This window comes from Vibrio crassostreae (assembly GCF_024347415.1).
GTDB lineage: Bacteria > Pseudomonadota > Gammaproteobacteria > Enterobacterales > Vibrionaceae > Vibrio > Vibrio crassostreae.
Genome location: NZ_AP025479.1, coordinates 56,519 through 75,599, shown reverse-complemented (window position 1 = coordinate 75,599; position 19,081 = coordinate 56,519). Strand labels below are relative to the sequence as shown.

Below are 19,081 nucleotides of genomic sequence, written 5' to 3'. Positions count from 1 at the left end.
TCATAACATACGTTTAGGAATTAAATTCGGCCTTCTAGGGTTGGCTATAACTCATTCAATTGCGGTATTTGCTTACAATAAACCCGAACGTTTATTACTCGCAACGCAAGAATGGTTTCCTTACCAGTATCAAGAAAATGGTGAAATGAAAGGCCCGGGTATCAAAAAGATTAAATGCGTGATGCGGGTTATGAAACAACCGTATCAAATCACAATGACAAGCTGGGATCGCGCTCAGTTATTGACAGAAGTAGGTGCGCAACACGGATTCTTTCTGGCTTCTCACAACAATAAACGTGATGAATATGCCGTGTCGAGCGAGCCTGTCGAACAACAGAATTGGAGTTGGTTTTCCTTATCTGATGCTACCGACGTAGAGGGCTCTATGTTCAAAAGCCAAGTAGAAGTCGCTGCGCTATTCGGTTCAAATAAATGGTATTGGTTACAGAAGAACGGTTACCGTGTGACAATGAAGCCTCGCAGTGCAAAGGCCATGATAGAGCTGATGTTACAAGGTCAAATTGGCGCTATTTTGGGCAACGATGCGGTGATAGAAGAGACAATAAAAAAAATGGGCATTAGCTATCGTGCAATTTCCAAAACACGTGTGAAGTCACAACCATTAGGGGTTTACTTCTCAAAGCCTTTTACGAAAGCGTATCCACAATTTATTGACGAGTTTAACCTCGCGAACAATAAGTGTAAGGGGAACTAATATGCCGTTATCAGTAAGAATAATAAGCTCTCCAGATGGCGAAAGTATCACAGAGTGGAACAAACCTTTCCCCGAAGATGGCGGCGATATTGGTCGTGTACTAGGGGTCACCATGCAGTTAAGTGACTCAACGCGTGAAGTGTCGAGTAAGCACGCGATAATTAATAAATCAGCTCGTGGTTACCAGGTTATGGATACAAGTACTAACGGTGTATTTATTAACGGTGCTACGACAGCACTTGGCAAAGGTAACCAGTCGACATTGAACGATGGCGATGTATTAGATATTGGCCGTTATCGCTTATTGGTGTCGTGCTTTCTTCCTGAAAAAGCAAAAGCACAAAATATTAACACGCAAGATATGAGCAACGGTCTTTTGGGTGATGATCCGTTTGGTAGCGTAAGAGACCCTGTTGAGGTTGAACTTAATCAACCGGTTGCAACACCAGAGCCTACGTTGTCGGCTCGCCGTGAGGAAGTAGTTGAAAATGACCCCTTTGAAAGTGATGTGGTAAATAGCCGAAGTGAACGTCAAGAGCTGAATTTGAGTTTCATCGCGATAGATGACGATCCCTTAGCTGAGTCAGACATTCAATCGGCATTTCCAGCTCATACAAGCATAATGGGAAGTGATGACCTTATCTCGTCTTCTCATTCTGCAGAGACTCTGTCTTCTTTTAGCTCGCATCCTGCGCAAAATCAAGCTGAGGTGACTGGCCAATTTTTTAACCACAACCATTCGTTTGCGCTTAGTCAACACCGTGTGCTTGAAGGATGTTTCCAGCAGCAGACTGAAAAAGCGCTCGAAATGGCATTAAACCGTTTATTGTCTGATATTGCGCCGCAAGGTTTAGAGTCGATGTTTGATGACTTAATGACCCCGCGTTTTTGGCAGAGCAAGCCGAAATATTGGGACATGTATAAACGCTATTTCAACCGTCAAATAGACAACCGAGATTGGCAGATTAAGTTTCACGCGTATTTTCAAGATGCAATGCGTTTACAGAAAAGCCTGGAGAACGACAAATCATGAATCGACTAGTTATCTTAGCCGCGATGTTCCTATTATCTGGTTGTAGCTTTTGGGGAGCCAGCGATGTGACACCGCAGCTCTTTCTTAATATTAAAGCTTCGGCCAACATCAATCCAAACGTTGAAGGTTTGCCTTCGCCATTAGAAGTCCGTGTTTATCAGATGACAGACAGCCAAGCGTTTAGTCAGGCCGATTTTATTCAACTTTATAACGATGCACAGGGCGTTCTTAAAGCGGAGTTGCTTTTGACGCGAGAACTGGCCAGCGTAATACCAAACGAAGAGCGCCAAGTAGTGATGCCGTTGGCAGCAGGCACGAAATACATTGGTGTTATCGCTGGTTTTGCTGACTACCGAGAAGCTAAAAATAAAACTATTTACCAGCCACTTGTCGTAGGTTCTGCGGTATTAAATATTGAGTTAGACGGCGTCAATCTGTCAGTCACAGGTGACGAGGAATAATTATGGATAAGAACAAAGTCGTTTGGAGTGAAGGAATGTTCCTTTCTCCACAGCATTTTCAACAACAAGAAAGATACCTTGAAAACTTTACTCGCGCATATGCAGGGCAGATATCGCCTCAATGTTTTGGTTTAACTGAGTTAGAACTGGATCGTTCCATGCTCAATATCGGTAAGGTGGCCGTAAAACGCGCACAAGGTATTTTCCCTGACGGGACACCATTTGAAATCAAACGTGGTCTTGTACTCGATGTGCCTAAAAATACGACGTATAAAAAAGCCTATTTAGCATTACCTGTTGCGCTGCCCGGTGTAGTGGATGTTGGCGAAGGTCAACGGATGAGAAATACGCCCGTAGAACATAGTTCGTTTGATAGCAGCAGAGAGCAGAGCGAAGCGGTTAAGCTTGAACTTGCTGAGTTGAATATTGAGCTCAAACTTGAAGGTCAAGAGCTACAAGACTATACATTGATTGCGGTTGCTGGTGTGAGTGAGCATAAATCAGAAGGTGCGGTCGTCCTTAACCAAGCGTTCGTACCGCAATGTCTTCATTTTGGTCAGTCAAATTATCTCAAAGATTGTGTTGCTGATATTTTTGCTCAGGTGCAATACCGTGCTCGTACTATCTCTACTCGGTTACAAAAAGAACACAGAAGTAAAAGTTACCAAGCTTTAATGCGCGATTACTTATGGTTGCAAGCGCTTGGAGGTTGGATGCCGAAATTCCAACAATGGAATCAAGACTCGACCCTTTTAACCAAAGATTTGTACATGGAATGCATTTCTATGGCAGGGCAGTTGCAGGGGTTAGAAGGCAAAATGCCGAAAACCTTTATGAATTGGGATCAAAATGATCTCTACGGGATTTTCTCTGCTGTTTTTGCCGAACTGTTTGTTTTATTGCGCGAAGTGCAAGTCGACAATGTAACAACCCTTAACTGGGACACGCAATTGTTCGCTAATCGTCGATTACTGCGCACCATAGTTCAAGATCGTAGCTTGTTTAATGAAGGACGCTTTATTGTCGTCGCGACTTCGAACATCGGCGCATCTCGCTTGAGTGAAGAGTTCCCTCAAGCGACTAAATTAGCCGGTAATAGTGATATTGCGGGCTTAGTTCGAAATGCACTTTCAGGTGTAGCTTTACGGAACTTACCTTATGCGCCTGCTGAGCTTAAGTCGAAAAATGATGCAGCTTACTTTGAAGTGGATACTCGTTCTGAGCTTTGGCAATCCTTAGTTAAAAAAGACGAATCCATCGCGCTACATATTGACGAGCGAATCGATGATATTCACGTCGAATTTCATGTGATCAGGTAGATTAGCGATGTCAGGACTATTTAAAGAAGAGCCAACCATCGTTATTAAACGCAATGGACCTCAGTTGGCTACGGAAAAAGTGGATGTACAGCAAGCGGCAGCAGAGCTATCAGGAACAGAACGGCTAATTGAAAGCTTTGCTGTTTATGGTAATCCATTGCTTAATGCAGCAACAGAACTGTTGGGAACCTTGGTTACGTTACCGAGACAAACCAATCCCCGTGATATCGAAAGATTTAGGCAGCGATTGTTGGATGCGATTGTTTCTTTTCGCCAGCGCGGTTTATATCTCGATTATCACCCAAGTATTGTTGAGAAAAGTTGCTTCGTTTTATGCGCAGCATTTGATGAAGCGATCTTGTATACCTATTGGGGGGAGAAAGAGCGTTGGGAGAACCATTCGTTATTAAGCAAAGTTTTCTCACAGCGTAACGGTGGTGAGGCTTTTTTCGTGCTATTGGATAAAGCGAGTCAACAACCTGCGAAATTGGTGGACTTTATTGAGCTCCAATATGTGTTGCTGATGTTAGGTTTTAAAGGTCGTTACCGCCATGAAGATGAACATCAATTACATGAAATTAAGTCTGATGTTTATGCTGTGATTCGTCACTATCGCAGTGAAAGTGTATTACCTGTACCCAAAACTCCGGATCTCATTGCTGGCAAACAGCCATGGCGAATGTTGAGCTTTAGTAAAATGATTGGCTTAGCTGTGCTTGTTATGGCATGTGGCTATGGGGCTTCAGAGTATTGGTACTCTAATCGTAGTCAGCCAATTCTGCAGCAATTTAGTGCAATAGATATGTCTGGTGTCAGTTTGAAGCAAGAAAACCGAGAGCTGATTTACATCAGTACTGATGCAGATATTGGTGAAGAACCCCAAGCGAACGTTCAAAATACAGAATTCACGCCAAAAGCGGCAACAATCCAGTGGGAAATTGTTTTGGCAGTTTTTACCAGTTCGACTGACGCTGTTCGAATGGCTTCTGATCTACAGCAAGCTGGATACGAGACTTTTTCTCGAGAAACGGAACATGGTGTTGAGCTGTTTTTGCGTGCAGGAGATAACTTGTCTGTAATACGCAAACTGAAAAATGAGTTGAATGTTCGCTTTGGTTTAAACGCTACGATTAGAAGAACGAAGAAGTAATATGATCAAAAAATTTGTCGTCGCGTTAATAGCGATAACCTTAATGATTGTCAGTATCGCGGTTTGGTTTGTCTTACCGAGTGATACTTGGCTGTGGGCACAAGTAACGACTTCTATCACTACGTTTGTAGTCTTAGTTGTTATGGCAGTTTGGCTGTATCAATGGCGTAACAAACAACGTGCTAATAGTGATGTCCATGAACAACATGTTCTGCTTAAGCAAGACACGAAAGTCATACAAGAACTTTTTAAACTCGCGGCTAAAAAAATTCGTGGTCATGGTACTAATAAACTAGAGAGCTTATATAACTTACCTTGGTACATAGTCCTAGGCGGTGAAAAAGAAGCAAAAAGTGCGTTATTGCAACAAAATGGTTTAGAACCAGTATTAGATAAGCACTTACAAGATAGTGATAGTGAGCAGTATTTAAAATTTTGGAGCTGCGATCAAGCTGTTGTTATCGAAATAGGTCACCGTATTTTTGACAGTGAAGGTGTCGACGAGACGCTTTGGCGTATTACGGCACAGCAGCTATTGAAATACCGTCCGCGTCAAGGTTTGAATGGCATTGCGGCTGTTATTGGCTGCGATCGACTGTTACAAGGTGATCAAAAAGAACGTCAGAAGTTGAGCTCGATTTATCAAGAAGCGGCGCTATCTATGAGTGGAGCGCTTGGCTTGTCTTTACCTATGTATTGCTTATTTTCTAAAGCTGACACGATTGCTGATTTTGTTGAGTTTTTTGAAGGTTATTCTGGTTGTGACGTAGAAAACCCATTTGGTGTGACTTTCCCATGTGAAGCTTCGCGACGTTTCGACAAGTATAAGTTCGAAGAAATGCGTAAAACTTTACTGAAATCGATAGCAAATCAACAGTTTGAGTTATTAAGAAACATAAGTAGTGAGAAGGCTGGTTCTGTGATAGCACTGCCGTATCAATTACGGATCTTCTTAGAACGAGTCGAAGAGTTGTTGACTGACATTGGCCGCGAAAACCGCGTACGAGAAGCGGTTTGGATTCGTGGTGCATATCTACTTTCATCTGGTCAAAAAGGTAACGAGTTTGATTTGCTCACTCAAACTGTGGCGGATCGCGCAGAATTCAATACCACGTTTACTAAGGAACAACTACCAGGACGTCGTAGCTACTTTGCTTCACGACTCTTTAGTCATGTCATGCTACCAGAGAAGAGGATTGTTGGCGTAAATGAGTGGCGCCATGCAGGGTATCTGGCGGCGCGAACCGTGACATTAATGGTGGTGGTAGGTGTTGTTTCTATTGCTGGTTTGGTGATGAAAAACAACTGGAATCAGGACGAACAATGGCGCGCGGATGCGATGACCCAATTACGTTTATATGGCAGCGACATTGAGCGTTTAGAAAGCAACTACTCTTGGTCTGATATGACTGCCATTCTAAATGAGCTGCGAGTTGTTGCGGATGCTGGCGTGATGCCTAAGGCATGGTATCAACAGGTGAGTGTTAAGCAAGGAGATACAGGCCAACAAATTTATTTGACTTATCAAGAGCAGTTAAATCTTATTTTATTACCGAAGCTTGAAGAGCTGATCAGCAGCGAATTGTTTGTTTATGTCAATTTGGGTAACCCGACCAAAATTTTCGAAATTTTACGCTACTACCAAATGTTATTTGATAAACAACATTTAAATGTCGCAGAAATGCAAACATATTTGTTGGATAACTTGAAAGATCAAGGTGATGTATCGTCTACCGACATCAATGCATTATCGGTATTGATTGAAGACCTATTTAATAGTGACTACAGCGGACGTATTGAAGCAAATCAAGAGCTGATCGCTGTAGCAACTAATAACTTAGACGGTTTGTCTCCTGACCGCTTAATTTACGCGCGTATTCAAAGTTTGCCTGAATATGGTAAACAGGTTGATATACGACGTCAGTTAGGTGAAAAGTTTGACACTATGTTTGAGTTTGCTGACGACTTCCACGGTTACTTGATTCCTGAAATGTTTACTAAGCAGGGCTATAGCCAGATAGATTTGACTGCAAAATCAGAGCTGTTACGTCGTCAACTAAAAGACTTTAAAGCGATACAGGGTGACATTTCTGGTGCGTCAATTACAGAGTTAACGGATTTGAGTAAACAGATCCAAAGATTGTACTTTGCTGATTATGTTTATTATTGGAAAGATTTGCTCAATAACATTAATGCAAAGCAGTTAACGTCTAGTATTGATTTCGCGTACGCATTGAATAGCGCTCGTGAACCTGCAACCAGCCCAGTCTTGGATGTATTAGGGGCTGTTGTTGTGAATACTACTCTTGCGGTAGAAGAACAGCCAGATACGAAAGGCAACCAACGTGTTGCCGCCAAATTAGGGTTAAAAAAAGTATCCAAAGAGCTAAAAAAGGCCGACAAAGTAAACCGTGCAGTGGGTGCTAAGTTGCTTAAAATTCAACCATCGTATGTGGTAAATGAAGCATTCTTAAGTTATTCAAATTATGTCAATGGAGCAGGAAAAAAAGGTGGAGCTGTCCCACTTGATGGTCTTATTGAGCAATTTGATGCGCTTAACCTTTATTTTGATAGTGCTCTGAGAAGCTCTAATCCAGGGAAATCGTTTCATGCTTATGCTTTGGCTCATGCAGAAGGCAGTCAAGACGCGATAGAAATGTTTCAACGTCAAGGTTCAACAGCTCCGAGTCAAGTGGCTAAATGGACGAAGGAAATTGCAGATCAAACATGGAAACAAGTGGTGTCAGGTAGCTTAGGTTATTTGAATAAACAGTGGAATGAGCAAGTTTATCAGTTCTATTCTGCGGCGGTAGAAGGGCGTTTCCCATTCGCAACTCAAGGCCGCGGCGAAGTGGATCTTGACGATTTTGTTCAGTTCTTTAAACCACAAGGACGTATTGATCAATATGTTGATACGTTACTTAAGCCGTTTGTTTATTGGGATAATGGCACACTCAAGCTCAATGAAGTTGATGGGGTAACACTGCCCATTAGTGCGAATACGCGAGCTCAACTACGTCGTGCACGTCAGTTACGTCAAGTTTTCTTCGGCCCAACTGGTCAAGAATTGGCCCTTAAGTTTGCGTTTCGTCCAAGCTCGATGAACACGAATGTAACGGCATTCCAAATACGCGAATCTGAAAGTGTATTTAGTTACCGTCATGGTCCACGAGTGTGGTCAGAACTTAATTGGCCTACAACGACAATTGATGGCTACTTAACGACAAACTTCTACCAAGGTGATAATCGTGTTGCCACTCGAGCTTATACCGGGCAATGGGCTTTGTTAAGAGCTCTGTTTGATGGTCAATCGAGTAAAACCGCTAAGCGTTTAGTGCGTAAGTTGAATTACAACATTGACGATAATCAAATTGTAATTGACTACACCTTACGCGATTCAAATCAAATATTAGATAAATCATTGTTTGGGGCGTTTTCTTTACCAAGAAAGCTGTAACGCTAGGGGGATCGGATGCAGTTTTTTTCACCGTCAATCAGTGAGACTCATTTTGTATTCGATGAGCAGGTAAGTTGGCATGAAACAGGGAAGTGTTATGCCAACAAGCTAGATTTTGAGCGGGAGTTAGAGGCACTTGATAGTTGCAAAGGTTTGTATGTTCAAGAACTTGTTCGCGTAGACCCAAATAACCAACGGTTGTACTTCAAGTATTACCAACATGCTATGTCACTTGATCGCTTTGGTATTATGCAAGTCGAGCTTTTTATCTTGCTAATACCTGCGGTGATTCGAGCAATTGCCTGTTGCCATCAAAATGGTTGGGTGCATGGGGACGTGAAGCCGGCGAATATTTTGTATTTGCCAGAAACGGGGTCAATTAGATTGATTGACTTTGGAGCGAGTTTCCCTTTAGGAATTTCACGGACAGAGATAGATAAGTGGCAGTTGTCACAACAATATGCATCACGTAATCAGCTCGAAGGTGTGGGTTATGTGGAGGGAAAAGACGATTGGTTTGCTCTATTGGTGATGATTAAAAAGGTTATCAGCCAAATTGAAGATCAAAAATTGCAAAGTCGAGCTCTTTATATCCAACGCTCGATTGAAAAATTGTTTCATCTGAAGATGTCGGGTGAAGCGAGTTAAAACAATGATAATAAGTAAGGAGGCATTATGCCTATTTCGATTGCTGAAGTATTAGCACATACAGATATGGAAGGCTGGAAAGCTCAAGAAAGGCTAGCTTATGAAGGAAGAGTTACAATAATAAACTATTTGTCTAGTTTGAAAGTTGAAAGAACACCTAAAATTGGTTTGGACCTTATCGGGAATTTCGTGATAGACACTACAGCTGTGACTGACGCTTGTGGTGTAGCAAAGAAACTAATTAAAGAACAGGTTGGTGATATCTTACAGAAATCTCAGGTATTGTTAAAAGTGACGAAAGTGGCAGAGAGTGTAAGCACTGCAATTCATCAAAGTAGACCCGTAAAATTTTTTAAGTCAGTTGGAACGTCCATCAAAGATAAAGTGATTTCGACTAAGGAAAGTCTGATTGCTAAATTAGAACAATTGATTCAACGGTTTTGTAGTAACATTTTAGATAAACTTAAAAAAGCCTATAAAGATATAAAGTGGGTAGTAAATTACTTGACTGATATTTCTTTATGGTTAGTGTCATCGATTATAGGGGATTTGAGCTCTCTTATTCCTGGATTGGGTTACGTACAGAATGCAGCTGATATCTATAAGGGAGCTAAGAAAGCCGTTACCGGATTGACGAGTTATTTTTCTCTGAAACTATCGGGCCGTGGTGTCCGATTAAATGATGGTTATCCAGATATTATTGCATACGACATATCTTCTCATGTGGCGTGTAAAGGTTTTCTGGGAATAAAAGACGTTGGTGTGAAAATTGGCCAAATTGCTGCACAAGCTGCTGGGGATGCTGTAGCTGCTGTTGGAAGTATCGTGAATTATGTAATTAATGTTTTAGGGCGTATTGCTACCGCCATTGACTATATAATTCAAAGGGTAAACTTGTATCGTGTAAAGAAAAAAGCAAAAATAGAAAGGGATAAACTACTTAGTGCCAATAGCATAGCTCGTAACGCTGATTCATTTAGTGAATGGTTTGTTGAATCTATGGCTCTGAGTCCAATATTGACAGCTCTTTTGATGCACTCGAATACTATCGCTCATCCTATGGTGTTCTTGTCACTATTGGATCGCTATGGGCACTTGAAAGGTTCTTCTCAGTCGAACTATGAAAAAGGAAGTGCTCATATCAATAATATTAAGAAGCAAGCTTTAGATTACATTAAAGAATATTCAGGTCAGTACTCTGTAAAATTCAAGCCTGGCTCACAAATGCATAAGGATTTACTTGATCTTGCTATGCTACCGACACCAAAAGTTTACTCTGAGTTGACAAATCCATATGCTAAATAATAACGGAGAATAGTTTCTTTCACTAATTTATCTGTTCTAGAAATGTAGTCATTAAGTTTGTTTTCACCTGTATAAAGTTAATTTCAATCAATTTTAATTAAATTTATACGGGTGAAAAGGGTTTGATGCGATGGCCGCACCAACTCAACTTTTATTACAAGAATGTCATCTTACTGAAAGAGACATGTCAGAGATGGCGCTCAATAATGTTATTAGAAACAATTACTCACAGGTAAAAAAAATGAACGCAATAAAAACTACTCTTTTTGTAATTTTAATGATAATGACCAACGCATCTGCTTTCGCTCAACCACTTTTCACTGGCGGTAACTACACGAACCGCGTGAGTATGAAAAGCATCTCGGTTGCCTCGTCGGCAACATCAGATGAAGCTTATCAACAGGCTCTGTCAGAACTGAATGACCTGAAACGCATGTCAGCTCGGGAATTAAACAAAGAGCTAAAAATTCTAAGTTTTAAACCCCGAAGCACGCATTTGGAAGAGGTTGGTTTCGTTACTGTACAAGAACGTATGAATGAAAATAGTCGGTTGGAATACATTGGTAAAGTTAATGTCAAAGTACATTATTCAGAACGGGATAATAGTCGATAATGTTTTGCTCATGAGGAATAATATAAGGTGGTCACATAATACTTATTTCGATTATTATACTTAGCTTTCACCTTCCGGCTAATATAATAGGTAATTAAATTTGAAATTATCGCTCGTCGAAGATGAACAAAAAGCCTTGATCGAATCTGGGTATGTGGCACATAATGGTATCGATGGGCTGATGTCTCTCACAGCCAAAGAATACGCGCTATTAGAACTGTAAAAGTGGTCAAGTGCTTTCGCACACTACCATTGCTTCGTTAGTATGGGATAGCGACACCAATGTTATTGATGTCGCTTCAAGAGTTTGCGCACTAAAGTGGATAAACCTTTTGGTAAGGCACTAATTCATACAGTCAGAGGAATGGGTTACAAGTTTGAAAATACATCCAATGCCTAAGTTTTCACTCTAGATTTCAATTACATCTACAGTGATTGCAAGACGATTGATACAGAGCTAAAGGCCCCCCCCAAGGACGCCTTCAAACAATTGAACAAAAGCTCTCTATATGTGGTTTTTTGAAGGCATGAAGATTCCTCAAGACCAAACTTACACCATCAGTTCAACTCAACATTTTAACCATGAGCAAGCAATTGAATGGAGTGAGGGTGCCTTGAATATCCGTGCTTTTGCGTTTCAAACTGGTGAGTATCTCGTGGTGATTGGTATGAATATTAATCACCACATTCTGTTCTTGGATAAACTAGAGCTGATTCTATTTTGGTCACTCGGTCTTGCGTTTTTAATCTCTTCAGTTTACAGCTATTGGATTGTAAATAGCGGGCTGAAACCGATCATTGAAGTGAATCAGCACATTCAGCAGATCTCCCCCAGAGAAAATAGACACCCGTATTGAACCCGATTCATTGCCGATAGAACTTAGAGAGCTAGCAAATAAACACAACTCCATGTTCGATAGACTACAAATGGGGTTTCTGCGCTTAAGTGAGTATTCTGCTGATATCGCGCATGAGTTAAAAACACCAATCACCAATATTACAACTCAAAATCAGGTCATTTTAGGTGCTTGTCGAACCTCAGAAGAATATCAAGACGCTATTGCCTCCCTTTGGAAGAAATTAATATAATTATCAATGACTTGATATTTATTACAAAGGCAGAGAACAAACTCATCCCTCGTAACGACGAGGTGTTCGCTATACATGAGGTATTTGCCCGTTTGGTCGCGTATTTTGATATATTAGCAGAGGACGCAAAAGTGCGAATTTTGACCTCAAGGTGATACTATTTCCGCTCAAAACTTGCCGTATTTTTTCGATCTTTTCTATCGAGCAGATAAATCACGTCAGCACCTAGGGAGTATCGGTGCTGGATTGGGTTTATCTACAACTCAATCCATAGTGCGAGTATGTAATGGGAAGCTTGATGTGAATTATAAAGAGCAGCATAAAAATTTCAAATAAAACTACATTCAATTGTTTAAATATGATTGAAATAATTATTCTACGAACTATGAGGATCTATATAAATGATTTTTAAAAACTTAAGTGTAGTCAAAAAGATATGGGGAAGTTATTTCGTTGTTTTCGTTGTTTTTGGGTTTGTTTCAGCCATCTTGGTTAACGGAATGCTTACACTAAATAATAAAATTTCAATATTAACCGACAAGAGCTTACCCTCAATCGAGGTATTGAAAGATATAGAAATTGATATTACAAAAGTTAGGAAAAATGAATTTTCATTATTAGCAAATTCAAATCATCAAAAGATTGGGGAATGGGTGGAAGGTTTAGAAAAAAAAAGGCTAGATGTTCAAAAAGGAATTTCTGATTTTGAAGAATTAGATCTAAATCAGCGTGAAAAAAAATCCTTCAAAAAATTTAAAGATTACTGGTTTAAATATATAAATGAAACAAAAAACTATAATGATTTATTAAAAAAAGGCAATATAGACAGCGCTAATAAGATTATTCTGTCGAGCTATGATACTTATTTAAAAGCTTTTACTAGTTTAGAAAAGACTCTTTTGCTAAACAAAGAGGCAGTTCACTCCGTCCATGGAGAAGTTGTAATTGCGGGCACCTTTACTAAATATAGCGCTGGCATCGGTGCTATTTTGATACTTGTCATGATGGGGGGGGCATCTTTATTGCTGTCACGCTCTATTTGTAGACCAGTTAACTATGCACTCAACTTAACAAAGAAAATAGCTAATGGTGAGTTAAATAACGATATTGACGAAAACATCTTGAGTAATGATGAGTTAGGAACACTTCTTAGAGAATTAGCTGGTATGCAACGAAACCTTCACTCGCTAGTTTCAGAAATTGATGAATCAGTTGTTCAATTAAGTTCAGTAGTTGAGGAAGTGAGTATAATTGCATCACAAACAGCATCAGAAATGCAAGGTCAACAAAATGAACTGAGCTCAGTGGCCTCCGCAATGACAGAAATGCAAGCAGCTGTCAAAGAAGTTGCTCAAAACACTGAAGTCGGAGCCGCCTCTTCCTACTCAGCTACTACACTTTCAAAACAAGGAACAGCAACTTTACATAAAACAATTGCTGTAATTGAAAAAGTATCAAACACCATCCAAGAATCGGAAGAGTTATCTCAGGAACTAGAAATAAACTCTAACAATATAAATATAGTTGTCGATGTGATACGCGGTATCGCAGAACAAACTAATTTGTTGGCATTGAATGCCGCGATTGAAGCGGCGCGAGCAGGGGAACAAGGTAGAGGGTTTGCCGTAGTTGCAGATGAAGTTCGTTCACTAGCACAACGCACACAAGATTCAACCTCTCAGATAATCGAAACAGTTAGCCAACTGCAAGAAAAAACTGTCAAAATGACGCAATCAAGCCAAAGTTGTCAACGTGGTATCGCAGATTGTATAGAGCAAGTAAACATAGCAGAAAATCAAATAACTGAAATCGAGCACTCTATTGATAATATTTCTCAAATGAGCACACAAATTGCAACCTCGTGTAGTGAGCAAGATTCAGTATCCGAAGAACTAAGCCGTAGTGTCGAGTGCATTAATAGCTCTTCAAAAGAAATTACTCAAGGTTCCTCACAAACCGCAACTGCTTGTCAACAGATTAATAGTTTAGTACAAAACCTTAAATTAAGGGTAGACTCATTCCAAATTTAAAATCATGCGAGAAGACATCGAACACTATAAACCAAACGGGGCTAGATTAAATCTAGCCCCGTTGCTGCGTATTTCAGTGATTGCGATAGCTTGCTCGAATCGCAGTGAAAATGGCTGCTGCTCGGAATGCTCCAAAATACGCAATCAGTCTCGATTTTGTTAGGAGTTTTAAAAGGCCTAACAGCAATTCTAATTTTCAATAAATTCCCACATATACGTAAGAAACTATGGGGAAAACATTTTTGGGCTAGAGGGTATTTTGTAGATACGGTCGGTGTGAATGAAGAAGTCATTCACGATATGTACGGCACCAAGACAAGCAGGACAGAGAGCCTGAGCAAGAACTGCAGTTATGAAGAACTGATAGCGCGTCCCCTTCTAAGAAGGCGGATGTTTTTTAGTAAATAGATTAAATTTGATTACCTTTATGAGAGTTGAATCTTTAAAGTGGCGGGAACAAGCTTGCGAAATTAATGAAATAAATCAAGAAATGATAATTTAAAAATCTCGCTGTCATTTAGGTGAGCTCGAAGTATAAAAACGCAATATTACTTCAATTTAACAGGTGATACAAAACTAGTTGCTTAGTCCTAGCAAAATATTTCTTGGTTGTTGTCTATTGAATAATTTGGTAAATTTGTGCTTCTATTCATTTCAGATGATGCAAAGTATAGGTAATTTAGACATTTATGTGGGACTTTAGACCTCAGGAACACTCTCAAATTCGAAATAAAATGTCAGGTGAAGAAAAAAGACTAACTAAGACAGAAAGTCAATTACTATTACTATTACTATCGAATGTTCATCAAGTCGTAACTAAAACTGAAATCCATAATAAGATTTGGCGAGGGAAGTTTGTATCAGATGCCAGCATTACACATGCTGTTGCTTCACTACGCTTAGCTTTGAATGATACAGCAGAAGAACAATGTATCATTCGAACTGTACCTAAAGTTGGTTACTTTGTCGTTGATAATAAAATAGATCTAGTTTTAATGAACCAACCTTCAACTTACCTTAAACAACCAGAAAAGACAAAAAAATTCAAATTGTCTAAGAAGTTTTTGATGTTAATTTCATTAATCATTCTGAATTTATTATTATTTTGGTTTCTATTTATCCCTTCACAAACTGCTCACCAATTAAGCATGTCAAAAGTGTACTCCCAGACCAACACTTTTACCATAAAGAGAAATGACTATTATAGTAAATTGTTATTAGAAAAACTTGTAGGGCAATCTGAATTAAAAAACTTAGATTTTTATATAACTTCAAATAAAGTTAGGCTCTATGTAAGTTGCGCCCGTCAAAAAACTTCAGTAATTACAGAGCAAAGTGTAAATTTTTCCATTGATATTAAACGCCCCATAGCGAAGGTTACCAATGAAATTGTACAGAAATGCCAATAAATACTTTTCAATTAGCGTAGTGTTATTAATTATATTATTGCCTATTCAAGTTCTCATAAATATTTCCTTTGTACCTAATTTCGTTCAGAATTCTAATGCTAAAATAATTAAAAATATTTTTATTTATGGTGAGAAAATTGACGATAAAAAATCCAGAAAGATTTACTATCGCTTAAAACCCTATATATGGAATCGCTTCATCTTACTTGCTTCAATTAAATTCGATAGTGGGGAAAATAAGAATGCGCAGTTCCTTATTACTTTTTTGCCAAAAAACGTTTATTCCATAAAACACACCAACAAATTGGTCGAAGCACAAGAAACAAAATATTTTGACTTGCCGGAGCAACATGTTCTTTTCGATGGGAACGAAGAAAACTTTCAGGTCCTAGTGGAAAACTCCTATCGATATTGTTATATCCAACTATCGAGCAGTTCAGTTCAATGTGTAGATATACATGAAAATAATGAAAAGTAGTTGACCTTAATGACTAAACAAAAAAACAATCTATGGACATTCAATCCAACACTTAGACGACAATTAACCAAAAAAAATGGTGAGATAAGCAAAAAACTGCACTCTACAGATTGCAAAATTTTAGAGATTCTGTGCCAACATGAAGGAAGTACAGTGTCTAAAAGTACTTTGATAAAGGCGGCTTGGCCAGGGCGAGTAGTCTCGAAAGCTAGTTTGACCCAGTCGATAGCCCACCTTCGAATGGCTTTAGGTGATAACGGTCGCGAGCAAAACATAATAAAAACCGTTCCTAAACATGGTTATTGCCTTGTAAAAGATGTTATAGAAATGAAAATGCCAGTTGTCAGCGTACAAGATAACCGGTTAATACCTCCTCCAAACTCGCCCCAAGAACCTCTTAAGGTAGAGGTTCAAGAAAAAAAACTTTCTCCACAGCGCTCGAATTACATTCAAAAGTTTATTTTATTGGTTCTGTCACTTATTTTATTACTTAGTATAGCTTGGTTAACGCAAATCATATATTACGATAATACCACAGAACGTATTGAATGGGAGCGTCGTGATTACTTAGGAGTAACCTACTTTTTTAATAGTAATGAAAGCGGTGAGAATCACTTCAAAGCATTCAAAGGGGCATACAAAAATAATTTGTTTATGTTATATATTTCTGAGAATCCAGAAGAAATCTATTTATCTTGTGTATATCAACTAAAAGACTTACATGTACGAAACACCTTGAATATGAGTTTTTCTCGAAATTATTCAATTGAAAAAATGAAGGAGGTAATTAATGAACAATGTCAATAAGATGATTATATTTTTATTTGTCGTAAATGCGCTACTAATTACTCTTATCTCATTGTTGAGTGTCCTTAACCATCCTCCATTCCTCGATGGTCGCGAGAATACTATGTTGTTCTCGCGTGGTCGCACATACACTAACTTAGAAGCTAAATCCTTCAAAGAAGTTATTACCTTTGCTCACAAATTTGGAGGAGTTCATGACCTACATTCGAGTATGCTATCTGAAGGTGAAACCAAAGCATTAAATGTCTACTACTCTGTTTATTTTTTTGGAAAAAATCTTTTCTCTAAGACTAACACTCTAGGTAGTAAAAACTACACTCATTCAACTGAGCCTGACCTCGTAAAAGCTCACTTAATGGCGGATTCCTCAGAACAGTTTTTCCAAACCTTGTATCAAGACAGATATACTTTTTGTTATTCAAGCTTATTGACCAACAGGGTTCAATGTCTCACCGCAGATTAAGTGGAGTAATTAATCTAAATTATCAACAGATTTAGTTATAACTTTAAATTTTAAAAAATAACCATTAAATATCAATTAGTTAAGATTGAAAATCATTCATAGCAATCAATGAATACAATTTAACATTTGGATTTCTTTATTAGTTTCAAGGTGGCTATTCAGACATAGTATTGGCAAATGGGACACAAAAGAGAAGCGCGATACTTATGCTCGACAAAAGAAAACCCTTAAAGATAACGGCACTCTTGTTAGAAGGAAGCCCAATAACATCAATATTGGGGCCCGTTGAAATGCTGACAATCGCTGCAATACAAGCTGGGGTTCCTGTACCACAGGTTAGTTATATCTCCATTGCAGAAGGCCCTACTCAATTTCTGGGAGAACTTACAATAAACGGTTATACACATTGGAAATCCGTTGAATATACAGATGTTTTACTAATAGGCGCATGTGGTGATATAAATAAAGAGTCTTATGTATTCTCCAAAGAAGTTAATTCTTGGTTAAAAAAACAAATCATGCAGAGCGAGTTTGTTCTTTCTTTATGTACGGGGGCATTTCTTCTAGCAGAACTTGGTGTTTTAAACAAACGAAGCGCAACTACACATTGGGAGTATACTGAACTCTTTCGTGAATATTTTCCTCAAGTAAAATTAAAACCCAATTTGAAAATAACTCATGATGGCCGATATATTTGCACCTCTGGTATTAAAGAATATTTTCAAGCAACAATTTTGTTAATAGATGCCTTTTGGGGGAGCGCCCAAGGAGTTAAATGTGAGCAGTATTTAGGAGGTGACATTTCGAAAGTAAAACGAATTTGTTTAACAAGTTTTTCTCAATACCATCAACATAATGACGATTTGATTTATCGATTGCAAGAGTGGATGCATAATGAAACCCCTAGTATGCTATCCGTCTCTGTATGTGCAGAAAAAAGTTTTTTGAGTGAAAGGCAAATGAAACGTCGCTTCAAAGCAGCAACTGGCGAATCACCAATGAGTTATATCCAGCGTATTCGAGTCGCATTAGCTAGAGATAAATTAGACACTACAAGCTTAAATATAGAACAAATATCCCAACAGGTTGGTTATAGTGACATAAACCATTTTAGAACACTATTTAAAAAATTTTACAATATGACACCCGTAGAGTATCGTAAAATGACACAGGTTTGTAAGGTTTAGCGGTGTTATTGAGAGACTGCATTAAATTGTGTGCTTCACAGAGATGGTTTCAATTTTCTTAGCTGAAGCTCGAGCTTGTAATTCTGCTCTTGAAACCGTTCTTTCTTGGTCTGGGAGTGCTGAGATACCTCTTCAAACAAAGTAGTTTGGTCAGACATCTCAGTAACCCTGTCTATCGGGGCTAGTCCCTTTAACGAGCTGTGGGGCCGTTCCCAGTTGTAGTAGTGCTAGTAGCAGGTCCAGTTTTCCGGCCCCACAGAGACATCTATGGTCGGATAGAACTCGGTTTTATCTGTTTTCTGTGAGCGTTCGACTTTGCTATTCAAATGAGGTGAGCCAGGCTTATTTGGGCTAAACTTAATGCCATAAGTCATGAGTTGCTTTTGAACTTTATCAGCGAAAAATTCACGCCCTCTCTCCGTTTGAATACGCTGGATAGGAAATGGCATCTCTTCCACTATAAAATCGACTGTCTTGGCTGCTGTTCGCCGAGAGTAGCACTACAGTACCTAGTCATTGATGAAACTGGCCTAAGGTTTATGGCGAAGGTGAATGGAAAGTCAAAAAACAAGGGACGGATGGCGCGCGTAGAGTCTGGCGATGGTGCTTATGATACGAGAGCGTGCCACGCTGTTATTAAGATTAAGCGAGCTATTGCAGCATTGAGTGCTAGTAAATTTTTTGTAAATTCTGATTTTTTCTGTCATCTTTCCTTATTTACTGAAAGCTTTCATTTTGGAAATACCAAAATTATCAACTTATCAGCCAATTATTTTTATGTTAGATTTATATTTTCAATATTCTTCTTCTTTTATATATTTCATAAATATTTGAAATTAAATATGAATTAATAGCTAATTTCATCTCACTTAGTTTGAAAATTAGTATTATGATATAAATCTGCCCGATAAACCATC

14 protein-coding genes and 5 pseudogenes are annotated in these 19,081 nt (G+C 38.9%); 18 read left to right on the top strand and 1 reads right to left on the bottom strand.

Annotation, left to right across the window (positions count from 1 at the left end):
* Positions 1-19 precede the first annotated feature (19 nt).
* The 17 genes and pseudogenes from OC193_RS25700 (at position 20) to OC193_RS25620 (ending at position 18,164) form a co-directional block, all read left to right on the top strand.
* Positions 20-715, top strand: coding sequence for a transporter substrate-binding domain-containing protein (locus tag OC193_RS25700; RefSeq protein WP_048661458.1), 696 nt, complete (start codon positions 20-22; stop codon positions 713-715).
* A gap of 1 nt (position 716) precedes the next feature.
* Positions 717-1,748, top strand: a complete 1,032-nt coding sequence (locus OC193_RS25695; protein WP_048661438.1) for a type VI secretion system-associated FHA domain protein — start codon at positions 717-719, stop codon at positions 1,746-1,748.
* A complete protein-coding gene (tssJ, locus tag OC193_RS25690) occupies positions 1,745-2,209 on the top strand; it encodes a type VI secretion system lipoprotein TssJ (RefSeq protein ID WP_048661439.1) in 465 nt (154 codons plus the stop codon). Before OC193_RS25695 ends, tssJ begins: the two co-directional genes overlap by 4 nt.
* Positions 2,210-2,211: 2 nt before the next feature.
* Complete coding sequence (gene tssK, locus OC193_RS25685) at positions 2,212-3,528, top strand: type VI secretion system baseplate subunit TssK (protein ID WP_048661440.1); 1,317 nt, start codon at positions 2,212-2,214, stop codon at positions 3,526-3,528.
* 7 nt (positions 3,529-3,535) lie between these two features.
* Positions 3,536-4,678, top strand: coding sequence for a type IVB secretion system protein IcmH/DotU (icmH, locus tag OC193_RS25680; protein WP_048661441.1), 1,143 nt, complete (start codon positions 3,536-3,538; stop codon positions 4,676-4,678).
* Between the two features lies 1 nt (position 4,679).
* The gene (gene tssM / locus OC193_RS25675) at positions 4,680-8,135 is read left to right on the top strand and encodes a type VI secretion system membrane subunit TssM (RefSeq protein WP_048661442.1); all 3,456 of its coding nucleotides are present in this window, start codon (positions 4,680-4,682) and stop codon (positions 8,133-8,135) included.
* 15 nt (positions 8,136-8,150) lie between these two features.
* Positions 8,151-8,783 (top strand): protein kinase domain-containing protein, encoded by a 633-nt coding sequence (locus OC193_RS25670; RefSeq protein ID WP_048661443.1) that lies wholly within the window; start codon positions 8,151-8,153, stop codon positions 8,781-8,783.
* Positions 8,784-8,810: 27 nt separating this feature from the next.
* Positions 8,811-10,088 carry a hypothetical protein gene (locus OC193_RS25665; RefSeq protein WP_048661444.1) on the top strand — a complete coding sequence of 426 codons (1,278 nt, stop codon included), beginning with the start codon at positions 8,811-8,813 and terminating at the stop codon, positions 10,086-10,088.
* Positions 10,089-10,329: 241 nt separating this feature from the next.
* The gene (locus tag OC193_RS25660; protein ID WP_048661459.1) at positions 10,330-10,701 is read left to right on the top strand and encodes a DUF3316 domain-containing protein; all 372 of its coding nucleotides are present in this window, start codon (positions 10,330-10,332) and stop codon (positions 10,699-10,701) included.
* 181 nt (positions 10,702-10,882) lie between these two features.
* Positions 10,883-11,101: pseudogene (locus OC193_RS25655) on the top strand (winged helix-turn-helix domain-containing protein); the annotation flags it as partial.
* A 3-nt stretch (positions 11,102-11,104) separates the two neighbouring features.
* Positions 11,105-12,126: pseudogene (locus OC193_RS25650) on the top strand (histidine kinase dimerization/phospho-acceptor domain-containing protein); the annotation flags it as partial.
* Between the two features lie 65 nt (positions 12,127-12,191).
* Entirely contained in the window at positions 12,192-13,820 is a 1,629-nt protein-coding gene (locus OC193_RS25645; protein WP_048661445.1) for a HAMP domain-containing methyl-accepting chemotaxis protein, read from the top strand.
* A gap of 144 nt (positions 13,821-13,964) precedes the next feature.
* Positions 13,965-14,176 (top strand): annotated as a pseudogene (gene tnpA / locus OC193_RS25640) (IS200/IS605 family transposase); the annotation flags it as partial.
* A 378-nt stretch (positions 14,177-14,554) separates the two neighbouring features.
* The gene (locus tag OC193_RS25635) at positions 14,555-15,229 is read left to right on the top strand and encodes a winged helix-turn-helix domain-containing protein (protein ID WP_230682303.1); all 675 of its coding nucleotides are present in this window, start codon (positions 14,555-14,557) and stop codon (positions 15,227-15,229) included.
* Positions 15,230-15,716: 487 nt separating this feature from the next.
* Complete coding sequence (locus tag OC193_RS25630) at positions 15,717-16,514, top strand: winged helix-turn-helix domain-containing protein (protein WP_048661460.1); 798 nt, start codon at positions 15,717-15,719, stop codon at positions 16,512-16,514.
* On the top strand, positions 16,498-16,977 hold the full coding sequence (locus OC193_RS25625) for a hypothetical protein (protein WP_048661448.1): 480 nt from the start codon (positions 16,498-16,500) through the stop codon (positions 16,975-16,977). The genes OC193_RS25630 and OC193_RS25625 overlap by 17 nt, the downstream gene beginning before the upstream one ends.
* A gap of 206 nt (positions 16,978-17,183) precedes the next feature.
* Complete coding sequence (locus OC193_RS25620) at positions 17,184-18,164, top strand: GlxA family transcriptional regulator (RefSeq protein WP_048661449.1); 981 nt, start codon at positions 17,184-17,186, stop codon at positions 18,162-18,164.
* Positions 18,165-18,199: 35 nt separating this feature from the next.
* On the opposite strand, the pseudogene OC193_RS26120 reads toward OC193_RS25620, so the two are convergent.
* Positions 18,200-18,664: pseudogene (locus OC193_RS26120) on the bottom strand (integrase core domain-containing protein); the annotation flags it as partial.
* Here OC193_RS26120 and OC193_RS26115 point away from each other — a divergent pair.
* Positions 18,665-18,765, top strand: a pseudogene (locus tag OC193_RS26115) (IS5/IS1182 family transposase); the annotation flags it as partial.
* Positions 18,766-19,081: the final 316 nt, after the last annotated feature.

What these genes read in the sequence shown, in the direction of transcription:
- OC193_RS25635 (WP_230682303.1), top strand. Translation starts at nt 14,555, where the DNA reads ATGTCAGGTGAAGAAAAAAGACTAACTAAGACAGAAAGTCAATTACTA.
- OC193_RS25630 (WP_048661460.1), top strand. Translation starts at nt 15,717, where the DNA reads ATGACTAAACAAAAAAACAATCTATGGACATTCAATCCAACACTTAGA.
- tssK (WP_048661440.1), top strand. Translation starts at nt 2,212, where the DNA reads ATGGATAAGAACAAAGTCGTTTGGAGTGAAGGAATGTTCCTTTCTCCA.
- tssM (WP_048661442.1), top strand. Translation starts at nt 4,680, where the DNA reads ATGATCAAAAAATTTGTCGTCGCGTTAATAGCGATAACCTTAATGATT.
- OC193_RS25695 (WP_048661438.1), top strand. Translation starts at nt 717, where the DNA reads ATGCCGTTATCAGTAAGAATAATAAGCTCTCCAGATGGCGAAAGTATC.
- OC193_RS25660 (WP_048661459.1), top strand. Translation starts at nt 10,330, where the DNA reads ATGAACGCAATAAAAACTACTCTTTTTGTAATTTTAATGATAATGACC.
- OC193_RS25620 (WP_048661449.1), top strand. Translation starts at nt 17,184, where the DNA reads ATGCTCGACAAAAGAAAACCCTTAAAGATAACGGCACTCTTGTTAGAA.
- icmH (WP_048661441.1), top strand. Translation starts at nt 3,536, where the DNA reads ATGTCAGGACTATTTAAAGAAGAGCCAACCATCGTTATTAAACGCAAT.
- OC193_RS25670 (WP_048661443.1), top strand. Translation starts at nt 8,151, where the DNA reads ATGCAGTTTTTTTCACCGTCAATCAGTGAGACTCATTTTGTATTCGAT.
- tssJ (WP_048661439.1), top strand. Translation starts at nt 1,745, where the DNA reads ATGAATCGACTAGTTATCTTAGCCGCGATGTTCCTATTATCTGGTTGT.
- OC193_RS25625 (WP_048661448.1), top strand. Translation starts at nt 16,498, where the DNA reads ATGAACAATGTCAATAAGATGATTATATTTTTATTTGTCGTAAATGCG.
- OC193_RS25665 (WP_048661444.1), top strand. Translation starts at nt 8,811, where the DNA reads ATGCCTATTTCGATTGCTGAAGTATTAGCACATACAGATATGGAAGGC.
- OC193_RS25645 (WP_048661445.1), top strand. Translation starts at nt 12,192, where the DNA reads ATGATTTTTAAAAACTTAAGTGTAGTCAAAAAGATATGGGGAAGTTAT.